Origin of the sequence: Pseudomonas sp. 28 E 9 (genome assembly GCF_900004785.1) — a bacterium.
Taxonomy (GTDB): domain Bacteria; phylum Pseudomonadota; class Gammaproteobacteria; order Pseudomonadales; family Pseudomonadaceae; genus Aquipseudomonas; species Aquipseudomonas orientalis_A.
The window spans coordinates 966-22,384 of the sequence record NZ_CVTK01000038.1 but is presented as its reverse complement, the minus strand read 5'-3'; the positions used below and the strand labels follow the sequence as shown (position 1 = coordinate 22,384).

General features: G+C 58.1%; 18 protein-coding genes. 11 read left to right on the top strand and 7 right to left on the bottom strand.

From position 1 onward, the window contains the following. Positions 1 to 109 precede the first annotated feature (109 nt). Entirely contained in the window at positions 110 to 2,029 is a 1,920-nt protein-coding gene (locus BFQ00_RS07730; RefSeq protein WP_065933085.1) for a sigma-54-dependent Fis family transcriptional regulator, read from the bottom strand. 270 nt (positions 2,030 to 2,299) lie between these two features. Here BFQ00_RS07730 and BFQ00_RS07725 point away from each other — a divergent pair, with 270 nt between their 5' ends. The 9 genes from BFQ00_RS07725 to BFQ00_RS07685 all read left to right on the top strand — a co-directional run bounded on the left by BFQ00_RS07725 (position 2,300) and on the right by BFQ00_RS07685 (position 11,672). Further along, positions 2,300 to 3,820 carry an acetaldehyde dehydrogenase ExaC gene (locus BFQ00_RS07725; RefSeq protein WP_065895154.1) on the top strand — a complete coding sequence of 507 codons (1,521 nt, stop codon included), beginning with the start codon at positions 2,300 to 2,302 and terminating at the stop codon, positions 3,818 to 3,820. Positions 3,821 to 3,998: 178 nt separating this feature from the next. Then, positions 3,999 to 5,432: an ethanolamine permease gene (eat, locus tag BFQ00_RS07720; protein ID WP_065933084.1), complete on the top strand. Its 1,434-nt coding sequence runs from the start codon at positions 3,999 to 4,001 to the stop codon at positions 5,430 to 5,432. Between the two features lie 63 nt (positions 5,433 to 5,495). After that, positions 5,496 to 6,890, top strand: a complete 1,395-nt coding sequence (locus BFQ00_RS07715) for an ethanolamine ammonia-lyase subunit EutB (protein ID WP_065933083.1) — start codon at positions 5,496 to 5,498, stop codon at positions 6,888 to 6,890. Next, entirely contained in the window at positions 6,887 to 7,720 is an 834-nt protein-coding gene (eutC, locus tag BFQ00_RS07710) for an ethanolamine ammonia-lyase subunit EutC (RefSeq protein WP_065933082.1), read from the top strand. The genes BFQ00_RS07715 and eutC overlap by 4 nt, the downstream gene beginning before the upstream one ends. Before the next feature lie 91 nt (positions 7,721 to 7,811). Continuing rightward, positions 7,812 to 8,270 carry a GNAT family N-acetyltransferase gene (locus BFQ00_RS07705; protein ID WP_056861944.1) on the top strand — a complete coding sequence of 153 codons (459 nt, stop codon included), beginning with the start codon at positions 7,812 to 7,814 and terminating at the stop codon, positions 8,268 to 8,270. A gap of 304 nt (positions 8,271 to 8,574) precedes the next feature. Continuing rightward, positions 8,575 to 9,231 (top strand): DedA family protein, encoded by a 657-nt coding sequence (locus BFQ00_RS07700; protein ID WP_065886818.1) that lies wholly within the window; start codon positions 8,575 to 8,577, stop codon positions 9,229 to 9,231. A gap of 6 nt (positions 9,232 to 9,237) precedes the next feature. Further along, positions 9,238 to 10,053: a M90 family metallopeptidase gene (locus BFQ00_RS07695; RefSeq protein WP_065933081.1), complete on the top strand. Its 816-nt coding sequence runs from the start codon at positions 9,238 to 9,240 to the stop codon at positions 10,051 to 10,053. Positions 10,054 to 10,162: 109 nt separating this feature from the next. Beyond that, on the top strand, positions 10,163 to 10,690 hold the full coding sequence (gene ppa, locus BFQ00_RS07690; RefSeq protein ID WP_049711351.1) for an inorganic diphosphatase: 528 nt from the start codon (positions 10,163 to 10,165) through the stop codon (positions 10,688 to 10,690). A gap of 211 nt (positions 10,691 to 10,901) precedes the next feature. Continuing rightward, complete coding sequence (locus BFQ00_RS07685; protein ID WP_065886816.1) at positions 10,902 to 11,672, top strand: LexA family transcriptional regulator; 771 nt, start codon at positions 10,902 to 10,904, stop codon at positions 11,670 to 11,672. 288 nt (positions 11,673 to 11,960) lie between these two features. Here BFQ00_RS07685 and BFQ00_RS29025 read toward each other — a convergent pair whose 3' ends face one another. From BFQ00_RS29025 to BFQ00_RS07680, 4 genes are all read right to left on the bottom strand, one after another. Continuing rightward, a complete protein-coding gene (locus BFQ00_RS29025; protein ID WP_139114975.1) occupies positions 11,961 to 12,242 on the bottom strand; it encodes a hypothetical protein in 282 nt (93 codons plus the stop codon). 89 nt (positions 12,243 to 12,331) lie between these two features. Then, the gene (locus BFQ00_RS27805) at positions 12,332 to 13,402 is read right to left on the bottom strand and encodes a BsuBI/PstI family type II restriction endonuclease (protein ID WP_083227319.1); all 1,071 of its coding nucleotides are present in this window, start codon (positions 13,400 to 13,402) and stop codon (positions 12,332 to 12,334) included. A 97-nt stretch (positions 13,403 to 13,499) separates the two neighbouring features. After that, positions 13,500 to 15,005 carry an Eco57I restriction-modification methylase domain-containing protein gene (locus BFQ00_RS27800; RefSeq protein ID WP_083227318.1) on the bottom strand — a complete coding sequence of 502 codons (1,506 nt, stop codon included), beginning with the start codon at positions 15,003 to 15,005 and terminating at the stop codon, positions 13,500 to 13,502. Between the two features lie 239 nt (positions 15,006 to 15,244). Next, positions 15,245 to 15,481 (bottom strand): hypothetical protein, encoded by a 237-nt coding sequence (locus tag BFQ00_RS07680; protein ID WP_065886815.1) that lies wholly within the window; start codon positions 15,479 to 15,481, stop codon positions 15,245 to 15,247. Positions 15,482 to 15,990: 509 nt separating this feature from the next. Between BFQ00_RS07680 and ycaC the strand changes: the two genes are divergently transcribed. Beyond that, positions 15,991 to 16,623, top strand: coding sequence for an isochorismate family cysteine hydrolase YcaC (gene ycaC, locus BFQ00_RS07675; protein ID WP_057724871.1), 633 nt, complete (start codon positions 15,991 to 15,993; stop codon positions 16,621 to 16,623). Positions 16,624 to 16,679: 56 nt separating this feature from the next. Here ycaC and BFQ00_RS07670 read toward each other — a convergent pair whose 3' ends face one another. Both BFQ00_RS07670 and BFQ00_RS07665 read right to left on the bottom strand, forming a co-directional pair. Then, on the bottom strand, positions 16,680 to 17,603 hold the full coding sequence (locus BFQ00_RS07670) for a nucleotidyl transferase AbiEii/AbiGii toxin family protein (protein WP_065933080.1): 924 nt from the start codon (positions 17,601 to 17,603) through the stop codon (positions 16,680 to 16,682). After that, a complete protein-coding gene (locus tag BFQ00_RS07665) occupies positions 17,593 to 18,357 on the bottom strand; it encodes a type IV toxin-antitoxin system AbiEi family antitoxin (protein WP_065933079.1) in 765 nt (254 codons plus the stop codon). Before BFQ00_RS07665 ends, BFQ00_RS07670 begins: the two co-directional genes overlap by 11 nt. Before the next feature lie 484 nt (positions 18,358 to 18,841). Between BFQ00_RS07665 and BFQ00_RS07660 the strand changes: the two genes are divergently transcribed. Beyond that, positions 18,842 to 21,419 (top strand): DUF6531 domain-containing protein (locus BFQ00_RS07660; protein ID WP_256535949.1); only part of this gene is annotated, 2,578 nt, incomplete at its 3' end.

Below are 21,419 nucleotides of genomic sequence, written 5' to 3'. Positions count from 1 at the left end.
CAAAATACGCGACATTTAAAATCGACATAATATTGCTGAACCCAACAACTTACACACCCCCATTTACTTATTAACCAAGGCGCCTGTAAAACTTCAAAACCGTTGTAGGCTAAACTACCGAACCTCGTGAAATCTCATACTTGCGCAACTTGCGGTACAACGTGTTACGGCTGACACCCAAGTGCGTTGCCGCATGGCTCATATGCCAGTGCTGTTGCTCCAGGGCGGCCAGCAGGGTTGACCGCTCGGCCTCTTCAAAGGGGGACAGCGAAGAAACACTTGAGGGTGCGTCATGGGTAGGTGTGTGACGGATCATCGGCGGTAAATTTTCCGCAGCGACCTTCCCGTTTTCGCACAGCGCGACCAGCGTGCGCAATACCGTACGCAACTGTCGGACGTTGCCCGGCCAGGCAAACGCCAACAACGCGTCGCGCGCAGCCGGCTCCAGGTAGACAGCCTGATCACCGGCCTCCTGTGCCAGCAGCAGGTCCAGCAGCTGTGATTTGTCAGTGCGCTGACGCAACGCCGGTAGCGCAACTTCCAGGCCATTGAGCCGATAGTACAAATCCTCGCGAAAGCCGCCGTCCTCTACCCTGGCCAGTAGATTGCGGTGGGTAGCGCTGATAATTCTGACATTTACGGCTCGGGGCTCACCACCGATCGGCACCACCAGGCGGTCTTCCAGCACCCTGAGCAGTCGCGTCTGCAAGGCCAGGGGCATGTCGCCGATCTCGTCAAGAAACAGCGTGCCGCCATCGGCCTGCTGCAGCTTGCCTTGCATGCCCTCCTTGCGTGCGCCGGTAAAACTGCCGCCGCGATAGCCGAACAATTCGCTCTCGATCAGGTTTTCCGGGATAGCGGCGCAGTTGAGGGCAACGAAGGGTTTGTCGGCACGCTGGCTGGCCAGATGGACCGCCTTGGCAAAGGCTTCCTTGCCCGAGCCGGTTTCCCCATTGACCAGTAACGGCACGTCACGCTCGAACACCCGCACAGACTGGCTGAAAGCCAGCCGCAGCGCCGGGTCATCCAGGCAGACGCCGGGCAAGCGCGAACGGCCGGGAACAGTCGGCTTGGCGCTGGGCGCCGGGGCCGGGCGCCCCTGTCCGCGTAACGCCGCGAACAACTGGCGGCCATCGCGGGTACGCAACGGCCAGCCGGCCGTGGGGTTGGCGCTGGCGCGCCCCAGCAACTGATCCAGGGAACAGTCGAAAACCGCTTCCACCGGCTGGCCCAACAGGCCGCCACGCAACTGCCCCAACAGGTTCAGTGCGCTCTGGTTGAGCGCACAGATGCGCCCTTCGCCATCAAACGCCAACAGCCCTTCACTGAACAACCCGACCGACTCCGCCTGCAGATGAAAGCGCAACAACCAGTGCTGTTCGAAGTGGCGCAAAAAGTAGCAGCTTTCAATCATCTTGGCCGACAGGTTGACCAGCGCCATGGTGTGGAACTGACTCTGGCGCGACACGGCTTCGCGGGCCGACGACACGTCCAATACCGCCAGCAACTCACCGTGGGGGTCGAACACCGGGCTCGCCGAACAGGTCAGCCCGGTATGGCGACCGCGAAAGTGCTCGTCACGGTGGATGGTCAGGGATTGGCGCTCGACCAGGCAGGTGCCGATGCCATTGGTGCCTTCGCAGGCTTCGCTCCAATCAGCGCCCAGCCACAGCCCGGCGCGCTCGAAAATCCTGCGTTCGGAGGGCGCGGTGACGCAGTTGAGGATCACCCCGCGCGCATCGGTGAGCAGCACGGCGTGGCCCGCGCCCGAGAGCTGCTGGTGCAGGCTGTTCATTTCGGTGCCGGCGATGTGCAAGACCTGGCGCAGGCGTTCGCGGCTTTCCAGCAAGCGGTCATGCTCAAGCACGGTGGGGGCGACGGTCAGCGCAGGGTCGAGGTGGTAGTCCTCCAGGCAACGCAACCAGGAGCGGGCGATGGACGGGTCGCTGCCCGGTCCGTGAGGCGGCTCTTGCCCACGGGTGACGGTGAGCACCTGCTGGGCATGACGACTGAAATGATCGTTGTGCATGTTCTTATTATTCTCCCTGCGTGAGAACGCCCAGCATCCCCCAGGCACCCGGCCATTGCAATCCCGCGCCGACCCATCGGTCACTGGCTGTACCGTTTATGGCACACACTGTCACCCGCCTGTATCGATCCGGCCACAGTCATGCCTTGTAAACAAAACCAAACCCTTGATTTAGCTGGCCCGCACCCAGTGGCCCGACCTTTGCTCTACGCTTTATAAAGCGCTTGCCGCGCTGTACTCCGATAAACATAAAAGCAGGAGATGCCCACCATGCGTTATGCACACCCCGGTACTGAAGGCGCCATCGTTTCGTTCAAGGCCAAGTACGGCAACTACATCGGTGGCGAATTCGTTGCGCCGGTCGATGGCAATTACTTCACCAACACTTCGCCGGTCAATGGCAAGCCCATTGCAGACTTCCCGCGCTCCACCGCCAAGGACATCGACAAGGCGCTGGACGCCGCCCATGCCGCCGCTGACGCCTGGGGCAAAACCAGCGCCCAGGACCGCTCGCTGGTACTGCTGAAAATCGCCGACCGCATCGAACAGAACCTCGAACTGCTGGCCATCACCGAAACCTGGGACAACGGCAAGGCCGTGCGCGAAACCCTCAACGCCGACATCCCGCTGGCCGCCGACCACTTCCGCTACTTCGCCGGTTGCATTCGCGCCCAGGAAGGCAGCAGCGCCGAAATCAACGAACTCACCGCTGCCTATCACTTCCACGAGCCGCTGGGCGTGGTCGGCCAGATCATCCCGTGGAACTTCCCCTTGCTGATGGCCGCCTGGAAACTTGCCCCGGCCCTGGCCGCCGGCAACTGCGTGGTGCTCAAGCCGGCCGAGCAAACGCCGCTGGGCATCAACGTGCTGATGGAACTGATCGGCGACCTGCTGCCGCCCGGTGTACTCAACGTCGTGCACGGCTTCGGCAAAGAAGCCGGCGAAGCCCTGGCCACCAGCAAGCGCATCGCCAAGATCGCGTTCACCGGCTCAACGCCAGTGGGTTCGCACATCATGCATGCGGCGGCCGAGAACATCATTCCGTCTACCGTTGAGCTGGGCGGCAAGTCGCCGAACATTTTCTTCGCCGACATCATGAAAGCCGAACCGCAATTCATCGAAAAAGCCGCCGAAGGCCTGGTGCTGGCGTTCTTCAACCAGGGCGAAGTGTGCACCTGCCCGTCCCGCGCGCTGGTGGAAGAGTCGATCTACGACGACTTCATGAAAGTGGTCATGAAGAAAGTCGAGTCGATCAAACGGGGCGACCCGCTGGACACCGACACCATGGTCGGCGCCCAGGCATCCGAGCAGCAGTTCGACAAGATCCTGTCCTACCTGGAAATCGCCAAGGGCGAAGGCGCGCAACTGCTCACCGGCGGCAAGGTGGAGAAGCTCAGCGGTGACCTGGCCACCGGCTATTACATCCAGCCGACCCTGCTCAAGGGCACCAACGAAATGCGCGTGTTTCAGGAAGAAATCTTCGGCCCGGTGGTGAGCATCACCACCTTCAAGGACGAAGCCGAAGCCCTGGCGATTGCCAACGACACCGAGTTCGGCCTGGGCGCCGGCCTGTGGACCCGCGACATCAACCGCGCCTACCGCATGGGCCGCGCGATCAAGGCCGGCCGCGTGTGGACCAACTGCTACCACCTGTACCCGGCCCATGCCGCGTTTGGCGGTTACAAGAAGTCCGGTGTAGGGCGCGAGACGCACAAGATGATGTTGGATCACTACCAGCAGACCAAAAACTTGCTGGTGAGCTACGACATTAATCCGCTGGGGTTTTTCTAATCCCACAGAGGTAACAACCGTCACTGTAGGAGCGAGCTTGCTCGCGAAGAACGTTAACGATAACGCGAGTAGCCTGGCTCCCCGGGGCGCTCGCAGGTTTTTCGCGAGCAAGCTCGCTCCTACATTACCCGGCGGCAACCTGTCGGGATTAAAACAATAAGAATGAAAGGTACTTCCCATGCCCAGCGAACCCACAAATTCTTCCGTCGACTTCGAAAAAGTCGACTCTCAATACTTCCAACAACGCGAACTTAAAAAAGGCGCTGCCGGCTGGGTGTTACTGGTTGGCCTCGGCGTCGCCTATGTCATCTCCGGCGACTACGCCGGCTGGAACTTCGGCCTGGCCCAGGGCGGTTGGGGCGGGATGTTCCTCGCCACACTGCTGATGGCCACCATGTACCTGTGCATGTGCTTTTCCCTGGCCGAACTGTCCTCAATGATCCCCACCGCCGGCGGTGGCTACGGCTTTGCCCGCAGCGCGTTCGGCCCCTGGGGCGGATTCCTGACGGGCACGGCGATCCTGATCGAATACGCCATCGCCCCCGCCGCCATCGCGGTATTTATCGGCGCGTATTGCGAGTCGCTGTTCGGTATTGGCGGCTGGATGATCTATTTGGCGTTCTACATCATCTTTATCGGCATCCACATCTTTGGCGTCGGTGAAGCGTTGAAGTTGATGTTCGTAATTACCGCCATCGCGGCCATCGCGCTGGGTGTGTTCCTGGTATCGATGGTGCCGCACTTCAATGTCGCCAATCTGCTGGATATCCCGCTGAGCGACGCCAAGGGCGCCAGCAGCTTCCTGCCGTTCGGCTACGTTGGCGTATGGGCGGCGATCCCCTATGCGATCTGGTTTTTCCTCGCGGTAGAGGGCGTGCCGCTGGCTGCGGAAGAAACCAAGAACCCCAAGCGCGACCTGCCACGCGGGCTGATCGGCGCGATTGTGGTGCTGACCAGTTTTGCCCTGTTGATCCTGGTGATCGCGCCCGGCGGTGCGGGCACTTACGCGCTGATCAAATCCGGCAACCCGCTGGTGGAAGCCCTGGCATTGGCCTACGGCGGTTCGACCTGGATGGGCGGCTTCGTCAACCTGGTGGGCCTGGCCGGCTTGATCGCCAGCTTTTTCTCGATCATCTATGCCTATTCGCGGCAGATATTCGCCCTGTCCCGTGCTGGCTACCTGCCGCGCAAACTGTCCGAGACCAACAAGAGCAAGGCACCGGTACTGGCGTTGGTGATTCCCGGGATGATCGGTTTTGGCCTGTCGCTGACCGGCCAGGGCGATCTGCTGATTCTGGTGGCGGTGTTCGGCGCGACCATTTCCTACGTGTTGATGATGGCCGCCCACATCACCCTGCGCATCCGTCGCCCCAAAATGGATCGCCCGTACCGCACGCCGGGCGGCGTCTTCACCTCGGGCGTGGCGCTGGTACTGGCCTGCGTGGCCGTGGTGGCGGGCTTCCTGGTGGATCCACGGGTGGTGATTGGCGCTGCGATCATCTATGGAGTATTAATTGCTTACTTTGCTTTCTACAGCCGGCATCACTTGGTAGCGGGCACGCCGGAAGAAGAGTTTGCGGCGATCCAGGCCGCAGAGGCCGCCTTGCACTGATTGCCGAAAACCTCGACGCGGGCGGCGTTTCCAGGTCCGCCCGCGTCATTCAGGAGACACTGTATGGCAAGCTTTTCCCACGCGGTGGGTGCACACACCTACCGCTTCGACAGCCTCAAGGATGTGATGGCCAAGGCCAGCCCGGCGCGTTCCGGGGATTTCCTCGCCGGTGTTGCCGCACAGAATGACGGCGAACGGGTGGCGGCACAGATGGCGCTGGCGAATATCCCGCTCAAGCACTTTCTGCAGGAGGCGCTGATTCCTTACGAGAGCGATGAAGTCACCCGATTGATCATCGACACCCACGATAAACAGGCGTTTGCACCGGTCAGCCACCTCACCGTCGGCGGCCTGCGCGACTGGCTGCTCAGCGACGCGGCCGACGAACAGTCCCTGCGTTTACTGGCACCGGGGCTGACACCGGAAATGGCCGCCGCCGTGTCCAAGATCATGCGCGTGCAGGACCTGGTACTGGTGGCGCAGAAGATCCGCGTGGTCACCCGGTTTCGCGGCACCCTGGGCCTGCGCGGGCGGCTGTCCACGCGGCTGCAGCCCAACCACCCCACCGACGAACCGGCGGGCATCGCCGCCAGCATTCTCGACGGCCTGCTCTACGGCAACGGCGACGCCATGATCGGCATCAACCCGGCCACCGACAGCATCGCCTCAATCTGCGCCATGCTGGAGATGCTCGACGCCATCATCCAGCGCTACGACATCCCCACCCAGGCCTGCGTGCTGACCCACGTCACCACCTCCATCGAGGCGATCAACCGTGGCGTGCCGCTGGACCTGGTGTTCCAGTCGATCGCCGGCACCGAGGCGGCCAACGCCAGCTTCGGCATCAGCCTGAGCCTGCTGCAGGAAGGTTACGACGCCGGCCTGAGCCTCAATCGCGGCACCCTGGGCCAGAACCTGATGTATTTCGAAACCGGCCAGGGCAGCGCCTTGTCGGCCAACGCGCACTTTGGCGTCGACCAGCAAACCTGTGAAACCCGCGCCTACGCGGTGGCCCGGCACTTCAAACCGTTTCTGGTCAACACCGTGGTCGGCTTTATCGGCCCCGAGTACCTGTACAACGGCAAACAGATCATCCGCGCCGGTCTCGAAGATCACTTCTGCGGCAAGTTGCTCGGCGTGCCGATGGGTTGCGACATCTGCTACACCAACCACGCCGAAGCCGACCAGGATGACATGGACACCCTGCTGACCCTGCTCGGCGTGGCCGGGATCAATTTCATCATGGGCATCCCCGGCTCCGACGACATCATGCTCAATTACCAGACCACCTCATTCCACGACGCGCTGTACGCGCGCCAGACACTGGGACTGAAACCGGCGCCGGAGTTCGAACAATGGCTGGCGAACATGGGCATCTTTACGCAGGAAGGTGGCAAGGTGCGCTTTGGTAACAGCCTGCCACCGGCGTTTCGCCACGCTCTGGCGCAATTGGGATGAAGGAGCCGACCGTGCAACCAGAATTGCCTGACAACCCATGGCTGCAACTGCGCCGCCTGACCCCGGCGCGCATTGCCTTGGGCCGCACCGGCACCAGCATTCCGACCAACGCCCAACTCGACTTCCAGTTCGCCCACGCCCAGGCGCGAGACGCGGTGCACCTGCCCTTCGATCATGAAGGGCTAAGCCGCCAATGTGCCGAACGCGGCCGCGACAGCCTGTTGCTGCACAGCGCCGCCACCGACCGGCATACCTACCTGCAACGCCCCGATCTTGGACGCCGCTTGAGTGATGAATCGGCCCAGACCCTGCGCGACTATGCGGCAGCCCATCCGAATGGGATGGACCTGGCGATCGTAGTAGCCGATGGCCTGTCGGCGCTGGCCGTGCATAAACACACCGCGCCCTTTCTGACACGCCTGGAAGAACAGACCCACGCTGAAGGCTGGTCCTTGTCACCGGTCATCCTGGTAGAACAGGGCCGCGTGGCAGTGGCCGACGAGATCGGGCAACTGCTCGGCGCCAAAATGGTAGTGATCCTGATCGGCGAACGGCCGGGGCTCAGTTCGCCGGACAGCCTGGGGCTGTATTTCACTTACAACCCCAAGGTCGGCCTCACCGACGCCTACCGCAACTGCATCTCCAATGTGCGCCTGGAAGGCCTGAGTTACGGCATGGCGGCCCATCGCCTGCTGTACCTGATGCGCGAGGCCTGCCGGCGGCAATTGTCCGGGGTCAATCTCAAGGACGAGGCGCAGTTGCAGACGATTGAATCAGATGACCCGGACTTGATGAAGGGCAATTTCCTGCTCAGCCCACCCGTAGACTGATCGCCGCACGATTGCGCTTTTTCGTGGCTTTAGGCAGCATCAAGCGACGACCGCGCGCGTGGTCATACCCATTTGGAAGTTGAGGCCTGGCATGCGGATTACTCAAGCGACCCTGGAACACCTGGACCTGCTCACCCCGCTGTTCGTCAAATACCGCGAATTCTATGGGGCCCTGCCGTTCCCGGACTCGTCGCGGGCCTTCCTGGAAAAGCGCCTGCGCCGCAAGGAATCGGTGATCTACCTGGCACTGGCCGATGATGATGACAAGCGGCTGCTGGGGTTCTGCCAGCTCTATCCAAGCTTCTCCTCGCTGTCGCTCAAACGGGTGTGGATCCTCAACGACATCTATGTGGCAGAGGACGCGCGCCGGCAACTGGTCGCCGATAACCTGATGCGCACAGCGAAGAAAATGGCCAAGGAAACCCACGCGGTGCGGCTGCGGGTATCGACCAGCAGCGATAATGACGTGGCGCAGAAGACCTACGAGTCCATCGGTTTTCGCGAAGACACCGAATTCAAGAACTACGTGCTGCCGATCAGCGAAGACTGACCCTCAAACACCAAAATCCCCTGTGGGAGGGGGCTTGCCCCCGATAGCGGTGTGCCAGCCAATAGGCATGTCACTGCCCCACCGCCATCGGGAGCAAGCCCCCTCCCACACTTTTTCAAACCGAGCCCCACCGCTTCACACTTTCACGACACTCCCCGCTACAAAAGCCACACGCTTTTCACTATTCAATCCGTATAATGCGCACCTCTCAGGGTCGTAAGAATCTCGACATACACGTGTAGCCTTATTTCCCGTCGTTCCCGCACTGGCCTGCTGAGCCGGGCCATTCACACAGGTGCCATCCATGGATTTCAACCCGCTTGACCTTATCCTGCATCTCGATGTTTACCTCGACATGCTGGTAACCAACTACGGTCCGTGGATCTACGCCATTCTGTTCCTGGTGATTTTTTGCGAGACCGGCCTGGTGGTCATGCCGTTTTTGCCGGGCGATTCGTTGCTGTTCATCGCCGGTGCCGTTGCCGCAGGCGGCGGCATGGACCCGGTGTTGCTGGGCGGCCTGCTGATGCTGGCGGCCATCCTCGGCGACAGCACCAACTACGTGATCGGGCGAACGGTGGGTGAACGCTTGTTCAGCAACCCGAACTCGAAAATCTTCCGTCGCGACTACCTGCAAAAAACCCACGACTTCTACGACAAGCACGGCGGCAAAACCGTGACCCTGGCGCGCTTCCTGCCGATCCTGCGCACCTTCGCGCCGTTCGTCGCCGGCATCGCGAAAATGCCCTACCCGCGCTTCTTCGGGTTCAGCGTGCTCGGCACCATTCTCTGGGTCGGTGGCCTGGTGACCCTGGGCTACTTCTTCGGCAACGTGCCGTTCATCAAGAAGAACCTGTCGTTGCTCGTCGTGTTCATCATCCTGCTGTCCCTGGTGCCGATGATCATCGGCGTGGTGCGCAGCCGCTTTGGCCGCACCTCCTCCGAAGCCAAACCACACTGATCGCCCGTGTGGTCCCTCAGCGCCTGGCGTCGCCGGCGCCTGCTGGCCAAGCACCCGATTGCCAATGACACCTGGCAGCGGGTGCGCCACCACCTGACCTTCCTCGACGGCCTCACGGCCGAGCAAGACCAGTGGCTGCGCGAAGCCTGTGTGCTGTTCCTCGCCGAAAAACACCTCACCGCCCTGCCCGGCGTCGAACTGCACCAGGAACAACGCCTGCTGCTCGCCGCCCAGGCGCAACTGCCGTTGATGAACCTGGGCGACCTCGACTGGTATCAGGGCTTCCATGAAATCGTGCTGTACCCCGACGACTTCCTCAGCCCGCAGCGTCATCGCGATGCCAGCGGCGTGGAACACGAGTGGGACGGCGAACACAGCGGCGAAGCCTGGCAGCAGGGCCCGGTGATACTGGCCTGGCCCGGGGTACTGGCCAGCGGCCAATGGGAAGGCTACAACCTGGTCATCCACGAGCTGGCGCACAAACTGGACATGCTCAACGGCGACGCCAACGGCCTGCCACCGCTGCACAACGACATGCGCGTGCAGGACTGGGCCAGCGTGATGCAGAGCGCCTTTGACGACCTCAATCGCCAACTGGACGCCAACCCCGACGCTGAAACCGAGATCGACCCCTACGCCGCCGAAAACCCGGCGGAATTCTTTGCCGTCACCAGCGAATATTTCTTCAGTGCCCCGGACTTGCTGGTCAATAGTTATCCACAGGTGTACGCCCAACTCAGCCGCTTTTACCGCCAGGATCCCCTGGCCCGCCTGACCCAACTGCAAGCCCGCGACCCGCGCTACCAGCCGCAGGGCGAATGACCGTACGACGCTTGGCGCATGGCATCGGCGTCAGAATATGCCTATAATCGCCGCCACTTTTAGGCCAATCCGGCCATGTCACATGGCCAACTAACGGGGGCAACGCCCAATGAGCTACAGCAAGATTCCGGCTGGCAAAGACCTGCCGAACGACATCTACGTCGCCATCGAAATTCCGGCCAACCACGCGCCGATCAAATACGAAATCGACAAAGACAGCGACTGCCTGTTCGTTGACCGTTTCATGGCCACCCCGATGTTCTACCCGGCCAACTACGGTTTCATCCCCAACACCCTGGCCGACGACGGTGACCCCCTCGACGTGCTGGTCGTGACCCCTTACCCGGTCACCCCAGGCTCGGTCATCCGCGCCCGCCCGGTCGGCATCCTGAACATGACCGACGACGGCGGCGGCGATGCCAAAGTCATCGCAGTGCCACACGACAAGCTGTCCCAGCTGTACGTCGACGTGAAGGAATACACCGACCTGCCGCCCCTGCTGCTGGAACAAATCAAGCACTTCTTCGAGAACTACAAAGACCTCGAAAAAGGCAAATGGGTGAAGATCGACGGTTGGGGCGACGCAGAAGCCGCCCGCGCCGAGATCATGAAGTCGGTTGCCGCCTACAAAGGCTGATACCCGCGCCTCATTGCCACGGCAATCAAAAAGCCCCGATTATTCGGGGCTTTTTTGTGGGGGAAATAAACATCAAGTTCAGCGCTTAAGTCTAGATGTTCAACTAACCAGCAACCCTGAAGAATCAAGCTACAACTAAGCAAAAACCTACACGCGCAAATCAACGCATGGTTTATTTGAATGGTTTTCCCGGCCAGTAAACTCTGTGTTCATGAATACATCAGGTGATCGTTTAAAAGCGCTACTACGGGAAGTTCATCTTTCCGCCTCCGACTTCGCCAAGAACCGCGGCGTCACGCCTCAGCACGTGAACAACTGGTTCAAACGCGGCGTCCCCATGGGCCGACTCAACGAGATCGCAGAACTGCTGTGCGTCTCCAGTCGCTGGCTAAGCGACGGCCGCGGCCCCAAACACCCGCCCGCCAACTACCTGTTGGAAGCCCCCACCGCAAGGATTGCACCCGCCCGCGAAGACATCGGCAAATACCTCACAGGCCCCGCCTGCCGCCCGGAAAACAACGACGTGGAGATCCCCCTCCACCCCACATTCACCTCAACCGAACGCATCCGCGTCACCCAACACACCCTCCAGACCCTTAACGTAAAACCCGACCGCGCCGTGGGCGCCTACATGGTCGACAACAGCATGATCGACATCATCCAGCAAGGCGCCACCCTCGCCATCGACCGAGGCCGCACCCAAATCATCGACGGCGAAATCTACGCCGTCGAACACGACGGCATGCTACGCATCAAATACCTCTACAACCGCCCAGGCGGAGGCCTGCGCATGCGCAGCCACAACGCCGGCGAACACCCGGACGAATACCTCACCTACGACGAACGCTTCGAGCAGAACTTCCAGATCGTCGGCTGGGTATTCTGGTGGTCCACCCTCAACAACCGCCGCCCACCCGTCCCGCTGGATGACCACCTGCTGGGCTGGGAAGGCGCTGAACCGGAACCGGAGGTGGGCAACTGAGGTGAATGTGGGTATCATGCGCCGCACATTTGGCAGGGGATGGTTTTAAGCTGTTGCCCTGCCAGGCGATGCGGAGGAGTTCCCGCGGATGCCCCTACTATTCAGCCCGACGCAATGTGGGCTGAGCGATTTGAAGGCTGGTGAGGCTTGTCAAAAACAAGCTGAGGCAGTCACAGAGAAGCCGGCCATAAGCCGGCTTTTTAATTTCTGAAGGCTCAACGCGAAAATTACCTAGCTTGTCCTAAGCACAAATGGAGCGCCTCCAGCTGCAATACGTAGCTGAAAAAATCACAATAGCACGTCCGGTCCAAGATTGACTCCGTAGATCAACGACCTCCAAACAGTGACGTCTGTACCATGACTTTCAGGTTGCCTAGTTGCTTGTGAGCGGCCAGTTTTCTCTATTAATTTTTTACTACTGGCGCGACGCATAACACCACCGAGAGCACGAGCATCATTTGGCTTGTGGAGTCCAGCCTCCCAAATATCATCCGGTGTGAATTCAGGTTTTGCTTTCGCAACCTGACAAACAACCACGAACGCAGCGTCAGCCCAGATCTTATCTACCATATAAATCTCCGCATATAAAAATAAACATTTTTGCGTGCGATTAAATTATCTCACCGGGAATTTTTCATTAAACTATTTTATTAAGCAAGTTAGCCCGCCGGGCTCAGCGATTCGCGCAGAATCGTAAGTCGAACAAGAAGCTCTGGCTCACTCCTAAACCAAATATCTGAATCCCTCGCAATCTCACTTACTCGTTTCTTAAATGGATATGAGCTGCGATCTTCAAAAGCGGTTATCATGCGAACATGCTTTCGGGGTATTCCAGCGTCAGCCGCAATTCTCAGCAAGGCCTCTTTTCGCAGTTCAGTTATCGGCCCATCACTGTGAACAACTTCAATGAAAACAAGACGAAGACCATCTTCATAGCCTGTATCAGCTGCAACAATATCCGGCAGCTCAGCAGAAGTTGATATATGCAAACCAATATCCTCAGCCTCACCTGACAACTCACGAAAGGTCTTTATATCAGAAGTACTCACATGTACGACAACCGGAGTAACCATTATTTGCTTAAGCAACGTTTCGCAAACATCTTTAGTAATTATAGATGCTTCGCCTGGAGACAAACGTAAAGAGGTTCCTGTAGTCGGCAAAGTCACCATGACCTGCCCCTCTTTCACTCCAGTCCTTCTAAGCAGACGCATTCGCTGAAGAACCATCGGGTCGAGATTTCGTTCCTGCCAAAGAGATATAAGTTCTCCTAGAGCTTCTCCCTCATTTACCGGATCAAAAAGCTTGGAAAAACCTTCTGCTAAACAATAAATCGGAGCAGGCGATGTCGGTGCTACGCCCTCCCGTTTCAGAATCAACCCTATAGGCACAGCTCTATTTCTGATTAAATCATCCCGAAGTGGTTCGCGCGTATTATCAGCGTACCACTGTTCAACAGCCTTATAGCCCGGCGTATGACAGGAGGCAATCCACGTAAAACGATCCCCGTCGGTACTTCTCTCTGCTTGAGAGAACCCAAATCTAATTACCGTGGATGGGCGAAAGTATCTATTTAAACCTTCGACAAAAGCTCCATACAGCGCGACGAATACCATGCGAGCGGCCATATCGCCTACCAAAATTGACCGGTCAGGGAACGACTCAGGAAAAATCATCGAGAGTCGTTCTCGAACAAAAGGGAGAGTTACGAAAGGTGGCAACGTGATCATCTAGGCATGCCTCACATGGGTATGAGACAAATCCTACACCGCGCAGCGAAGTAGCTGCAACTAAATATTTCACACTTCAGATCTGGAGGTGCCCTATCTATACCGCAGATAACGCCATTTTTAGACACAACACCTGCTCAACCGCACGATCGGCCTCTGTGAGGGTAGGCCTATCGGACAACAGATCTCCAATCGCCCTAAGTGAATCCAGTGAAGGGAAGCGCAGTTTTCGAAGCTCTGTTGCGTTCACTTGGGTACTGCCCGCAACTGCACGAAAATAGGCATCCACATAAGAGCTGTTCAAGAACGCTGAAAGCCCAACAGTTTCGGCACGAGTAAGGTCTCCAGTGGGCCGGTGGATGTAGTTCAGATGATTTTCTAAGCCTATGAATTCTCCAGGCAAGCTACCAGCGAGATACGGAGCCGCTGTCACACGCCTAGCATCCTCTTTAGGACTGAAGCGGCGCATCACCACGTAATTCGTATTTCGAAGGAGCATCCAAGCACTACCGGCAGTAGAAAGGATGTGCTCACGCTTTTTTTGTATAGGCCAACTTATGCCCGCATGCTTAACGTGCTGCATCCACAACAATGGAACTGAACCTCTACTAGAACTCTCCAAAATATACTCTTTCGAACGAAAGGGAACTACTGGTCCTGTCGAAACTTTGAGGCCCAAAGAGGCGAGAGTATCATGCATATGGCCAGAGTCATCTGACTCTCGGTTTGCTCCGGCGGCTATCGGAATCGCAATTGCCATCTCTTCATCTGTGCCTATCACACTGGCCGTCGGAATTGCGAAAAGCTCAGCATTAGGTAAATCTAAGACACCTTGACTAGTACTAAAAGTAATTTCTGCCATATGTAACGGCTGGGCTGTCGCCCATGCAATAACGGCTTCCTGTAAAATAGCATCTTCATAGAAATGAGCTTGACGGCTTTCAAAAAGATGCACTGCATCAATCTGCAAATAATGCAACAAATGCCGTCTTACCGCGGCAAAATATGAACCGTTCAACCAAGATCTAGGAGTAATAAAACACCAACGTCCTGCTGGCCTTACCAAACCCGCGCAGGCGGCCTGGAACAACCCATATATATTAGGCTGCCCATAAACCGCATAAGCATGAGCCTTAGCTCTAAGGTCTGCCTTATTCAATTTAAAATAAGGGGGATTCGCGATACATATATCAAACTCCGGCCTTGCGGATTGGGATAGCTCAGACAACAGAAAATCGCCTATCACAATGTGGCACGTTAACTTAACATTTAAGCTTTTTGCTGATCGCCTCAGCCGGTCAGCCAAGCGTCGTAGATAAGGCTTAAGACGACCATCTATCTCATATAGGGTTAGCTCGATACGGGACGGCCGCTCATCACGATGAAGAAGCTCTTGCACAACTGCCGCAGCCAGTACCCCAGCACCGGACGCAGGTTCCAAAATACTTATGACATCAGCAACGATCCCCGTAGTTGCTCGCTGCGCCATGAACCTGGCGATAGGGGGAGGGGTCATAAACTGGCCCAAACTCTTTTGCTCGTCCCTATCGAGAGACGACACGAAAGATTTTCCGTTTAGGTGTGCGAACTCGGTGATTGGCATCGTTTTCTACGCATGTGGATATTGATTTATTGCAGGGCACGGCATCCGAGCCAACGGCAGATTTTGCCTGTTTTGGCCTACGGCTGGGAGAGTTTTCGCATTTTTGAGACCAAATGACACATGTGGAACCTACCAAGCATCAAACCTACGATAATTTGACGCATGTCCGCAAAAAAAATGTCACTTGGTCGATTGTCCGGCCAACAGCGGGCAGGCCATGCCTACCCGCCTTTAAATCGCTATTTAGCTTGTAGGCAGTCCACAGCCCGATCCGCCACCATCTTCGCCATCTCCACCAAATGCATCACCGCCCTCTGTGGTGCGGCCAGTGACTCGCCGATCACTTGCGACGTAGCCAGCGCACAATGCAGCAGCTCAGCCACCTGCATCCAGGCATCCTCGAAGCTCAGTTCTTCATTGACCGTGAATGGGTTGGTCGAGTGTGACGACAGCGTATCTGAACGAACGTTATCCATAGCAAAACTCCTAGCAGTAAGTGACTACCACCGTCCTTTCGCGACTAAACGAGCAGAGGTGGCGGCTGTACGCAGGTTAGTCGACCGGCCGCTAGGCACCGGCGCACCCGGAGGTGCCCTGCGCACAGCCACCATAAAGTGCAGGCGAGAAGACACCTGTCTTTGGGATGGCGCGTGCGCCTAGCGAGGTCCGGGCGACTAAACCCGATCACTGAATTAGCAGTGACGGTCAGCAGCCTAGTCCCCCAATTCCGCTGGCGCAAGCGGTTGGGATTCTCTCGGAAACGTCCTGCAAATGAAAGGGATCGGACCTGCTGGCTACTCAAAATCAGGCAATTCTGTCCTGTTCTGCGAAGCAGCCTGGGATCTGAAATCGCGCTTTAACAATTGTCCGTTATAAGTTGACAGTAAGACTCACCTCACCCGATTTATCCCCAGTCCCTCACCCATTAATCTGTGCCCATGTTGAACACAACGCCCAACCAACCTAAACAAAAAAGGATTCAACCATGAGCACTCCAACCTACAACCGCCTCAACAAAGACGACGCCATCGTGCTGCTGGTCGACCACCAGACTGGCCTGATCTCTCTGGTGCAGGACTTCTCCCCCAACGAGTTCAAGAACAACGTGCTGGCCCTCGCCGACCTGGCCAAGTTCTTCAATCTGCCGACCATCCTCACCACCAGCTTCGAGCAAGGCCCCAACGGCCCGCTGGTGCCGGAGTTGAAGGAGATGTTCCCGGACGCGCCGTATATCGCTCGCCCAGGCCAGATCAATGCGTGGGACAACGAAGACTTCGTCAAGGCGATCAAGGCCACCGGGCGCAAGCAGATCATCATTGCCGGTGTAGTGACGGATGTGTGCGTGGCGTTCCCGACCTTGTCGGCGCTGGCGGAAGGATTCGAGGTGTTTGTGGTGACGGATGCGTCGGGCACGTTCAATACCACGGTGCAGCAGGCGGCGTGGAGCCGGATGACCCAGGCCGGTGCGCAGTTGATGAACTGGTTCTCGGTGGCGTGCGAGCTGCACCGCGACTGGCGCAACGATATCGAAGGGCTGGGGAATCTGTTGTCCCAGCGTATTCCCAACTATCGCAATTTGATGAATGGGTATGCGGCGTTGACGGCGCAGCAGAAATAAGCGAACCGAGCGTTAAAACAAGCCTGCTATGAAAAGCAGGCTTTTTCACGTCATGCCTACCCTGCCAACAATTGCTCAACCACCGTTTCAAGCTTCGCCACTGCTTCCGCCCGTTTTGCAGCAGGTATCTGCCTGACGTTATGCAATTTCCATTGCACGGCAGGCAAACGATCTATTCCCGGCAGGTTCAGCGTATTCCAGTCAGGCTCTCCCTGTTTGATCGAGATCAGGAAGGCGGCATCCTGCTCACTGAATTGTTGGCGGATCGCAGTCAACAACGCCTCTCTGGTCGCTTCCAACTGGTCAAGTGTGACGGGCTCTCGCGTCATGCCGGCGAATTCAGCCTGAAACGCGCCCGCTAATGGCTTCCAGCGGGGCGCAAGCAATTCAGCCATGGGCCGGCTGTGGCTGATCAGATACACCAGAAAGCCCTCGAAGATTTCACGTGTCAGCCCTTGCTCCCGAAGCATCCACATCACGTCAAAAAGGTCTCTGGGATGTTGCCGATCCAGTGCAGCGCAGATCTTGCCGCCGTACAGGTCGGGCAGGGACACCACGGCCATCGAAGCGAACCCGAATTCTTCCTCAACCAGCGGCACCACGTCACGCGCCAACGGTGGATGGACGGTGCCGCGCAGCACCGGCGACACTTCAATCTTGATTTGGGCATGAGCGCTCCTTACGAGAATCCGAAGCTCATCGTCTCGATTTCCTTGAACGGTCGCGACAGCTCCGGGAAGGCCCCGCCCTATCGCATCGGCAATCCGCTTCAGGGCCTGGCGAACGTCGACCAGTGCCCGTTGACGATCAGCGCTGGGCAGATACGCCAGGTCTATATCCACCGACAACCGAGGCAGGTCACGTACGAACAGGTTAATCGCCGTGCCTCCCTTCAGCGCGAAACATCGTTCTGCCGCTACGTAGGGAATGACCTGCACCAGCAGACGAACCTGAGCGGCATAACGTGGATCAAGTGGCATGGGCAAAACGCTCCGGAACGGTAATAAGGAACTCTTTATCGAGTCGCCCGCCCCGGATGATTTGCCGCTTGCCCTTGCCTAGCTCAATGCTGGAACGATCTATTCGCGCATACCAGGCATGAGCCGCATTACGCGCCAGCACAAAGAACACACGTTTGACGCGGATGGAGTTGCACGCTTCAAGCAGCTTCTGCAGGCGCCTGGGGCTCAACGTGGCAAGACCGTTCATTACATCGGCCACACCGCTGAACAGCATCTCGTCGGCGCTTTGGTGAATAAGCTCGAGCACCGCACGTTCCGGGGTGGAGATTTTTAGCGCGAATTGGCGGTAAGGTATTTGGAAAACTTGTAACGCCATATCTTCCAGCCCTGTGAAGAGCGCGCCCGGATGGAAGTTCATCTGCGCTTCCCATTCATGCTTGCGAAACCAACCGGGGAGAACGGCGCCTGAGGTGCCAAATAAATCAACGGTTTCTTTTCCAAACGTCAGGTAATGGCTGTAACCGGCCAGGCTCAACGCAGTCGCGCCGCCCGGCCAGGTCTGCATCGTTGCACCCTGTTGCAATGCGAAAACACCGCCGTGCCAGTCGATACTGTCGCCGCTGCGTTTCCAGGCGCCGTGGCCCACACGCTCTACCCAGCCTGTTTGCTGATATTTCTGAATGAGGTTGGGGCCGACTCCCTGCTCGTGAAGCCACGCCTGAGTGACGATCGTGCCCGACGGCCAATCTGCGAGAAGACGGTTTATTTTCATGAAAAATATATCCCTATAAGGGTATTTATAGGATGAATATTAAACCATGGCACCGCTTCGGGGATCACTTTCTCCGCCTTTTATTGTCACCTAATAGTAGGCAGTAAGACTCCCTCCACCCCGATTTATCCTCCATGAACCACCCATTAATCTGTGTCCATGTTGAACATAACGCCCACCAACCCAAATAAAAAAGGATTCAACCATGAACACTCCAATCTACAACCGCCTCAACATTAGCCGCGCAAATCGTCGAGTTGCAGCGGATGTAAGCCGGTTTGAATGCGTTTGAAACCCAGCTGAAAGGCGCTCAAGGCACTGTTCGTCAATCAGCAGCGTCGCGATCTGAAGTGATCCAGGGGGACACGTCGACATCGAAAATTGCCCGCCTTTTGTAAGCGCAATCTGATTTTTCAAACCGCTCATCCAGCCGCCTTTCGCTGCGGCAGACTCCGACGCCTTGCCTTCTGCCGAGACGTCATGGATGACCCACGCTGCCCACATCACCTCGATCGAATATGAGCTGGATACTTTCCATCAGAGCCTGACGATTTATCGCCAGCAAATGGGTGCCTGGTATTCCCGAGCACTGGATTCGGTGAGCCATGCTGCGGATATGCCGTCGTTGCTGGGGATGGACCGGGTGTTGCGGGCCGGGGATTCGCAGCAGTCGGTGAGCCATACCGACGCGGATTTTTCTACCGTGGCTCGTTGCCCGGTGGCTGGCGTGCTTAAGATCCAGAGCAGGTTCGAGTCGCTGTATGACGTGCCGATTGGCGACATCTCCGTTGAGGTGACCGGCCTGGACGACGGCAGTTCAGCAGTGATTATGCTCGATGAACACGGCGAGGGTTCGCACTATTGCGCCGCCGGCGGGCGCTATCAAGTTCGGGTTCAAGGCGGTGTTTCAGCGCAGCAAGTGGATGCCTTGTTCGCCTCTTATGCCGGACTGACGGCAGATCTGGAGCAATGGCTGCGCGATCAGTGGAAGGACTTCAAGCCGCATTGGCAGCAATCCACGGCCAGTGCAATTGGCAGCGGCATACTGGCAGGCAGTTGGACGGCGATCCGTGAGGTGTGGGACAGCATAAAGCTGGTGCAGTCGATCCTTGAAGATCCGTTGCAGTACGTAGAGCACTTGGGAGCCCAAGCAGCCAAGTTGGCGCAAATCGCCAGCGATGCACCCAAAATCATGGAACACGCGATGTTGCTGGCCAGTGATGAGGCGGCACTGTTCCTTCTGGTGCGCACCGCGTTGGTCTGGCTGGATGCATTGCCGCCGGGCCAGATCGCGCAAGTGGCTGCCGGGTTAGTAGTGTCGCTGCTGATTGATCTGGTGATTGGCGCGGTACTGACCATCGCCTTACCGGCGGCGGGTGTGGCTTATTTGAGCTTGCGGCTGGGCAAGTATGGCGCTCGGATTGTTGAGGCTGCGCTTGGCTTCATACAGAGCATGCTGGCGATTCTGACCAAGTTTATGCAGGCGGTGGATCGCTATAAAGCGGTGGCGGTTCGAGGGGTGGTCGGTGGGCTGAAGCAGGGCACCCTGCAGATGCGCTGGAAGGCTCGGCAGAACGCGGTGCTGCTGCATAAAGAGCATGTAGATGATGCGCCTACCTCGGCTAAAAATCCGGCTGGGGATACTGCTGCCTCTGCGGACAAGACCGTTACTCACGGTTGCCCCGTATCGATGGTCACCGGCGAGGAACTGCTGACCCTGACCGATGGCGCGCTGGACGGTATCTTGCCGTTCGAGTGGACGCGCTTGTACCGCACCAGTGCGGTCGACGTGGATTGCGGGTTGGGGTTTGGCTGGAGTCATGCGCTGGCGCACAGGCTTGTGGTTTCAGCCGATTCGGTGGTGTGGACCGACCATGAGAATCGCTCGACCACCCTGCCCTTGCCGACGGCTGCTCGGCCGGCGATTACCAACAGCCTGGCGGAAGCGGCGATTTATTTGGGCTCTGCGCCTGACGAGTTGGTGCTGGCGCAGTCTTTCCGGTTTTATCACTTTCAAGACGGTGTGCTGACCGCGATCAGCGATGCGTATGACAACCGGTTGCGCATTGTCCGGGATCGGTTGGGGCGTATTGAGCGACTGGATAACGGCGCGGGGCGCTCTTTGCTCTTGCGCTACGCGCTGGGTCGGATTGTGGCGGTGAACTACCAGGTGCATCGCGCCAAAGGCCATGAACCCTTCGTGTGGGTGACCGAGCAGAACGTCGTTTCCTACGCCTACGACGCCGCCGGACGACTGGTGTCGGCAACCAATGCCGTCGGTGAACGCGAGGCTTATCGGTACGACGATCAGCACGTCATTCTTGAGCGGCAATTGGCCGGTGGGGCGAGTTTCTTTTGGGAATGGGAAAGGTCTGGTAAAGCCGCGCGCTGTGTCCGGCACTGGGCCAGTTTTTCGCAGATGGACACGCGCTATGTATGGGGCGATGACGGCAGCGTCAACGTGCACAACGCCGATGGCAGCCAGGAAGTGTACGTGCATGACGACCGGGCGCGACTGGTACAGCGCATCTATCCCGACGGTGCCCGGCATTTCAAATCCTACGACGACAAGGGCCGACTGACCGTCGAGCAGGACCCGCTGGGCGCGGTGACGGCGTATCAGTACGACGACGCCGGACGCTTGGTCGCGCTGTTTCCGGGTGAGGATGAGCCGACGTCCTACGAGCATGACAACGGTTTCGTACGGGTTGTACGGCGTGGTGAGGCGGTCTGGAAATACGAGCGTAATGAGCAAGGCGATGTCATCCGCAAACTTGATCCGGACGGCGACGCGACGGATTACAGCTACGACAAGCGGGGACAACTGACGGGGGTCTGGTATCCCGACCACAGTTGTCATCGGCTGGTGTGGAATGAACGCGGGCAGCTCGTTGAAGAACAGCTGCCCAACGGTGGCATCAAGCGTTATCGCTATGACGACCTGGGGCGGCAGGTTGCGCGGGAGGATGAATACGGCGCGCTGACTCAGTATCAATGGGACGCGGTAGGACGCTTGACTCGCTGGGTACTGCCGGACGGCGCTACGCGGGAATTCAGCTACA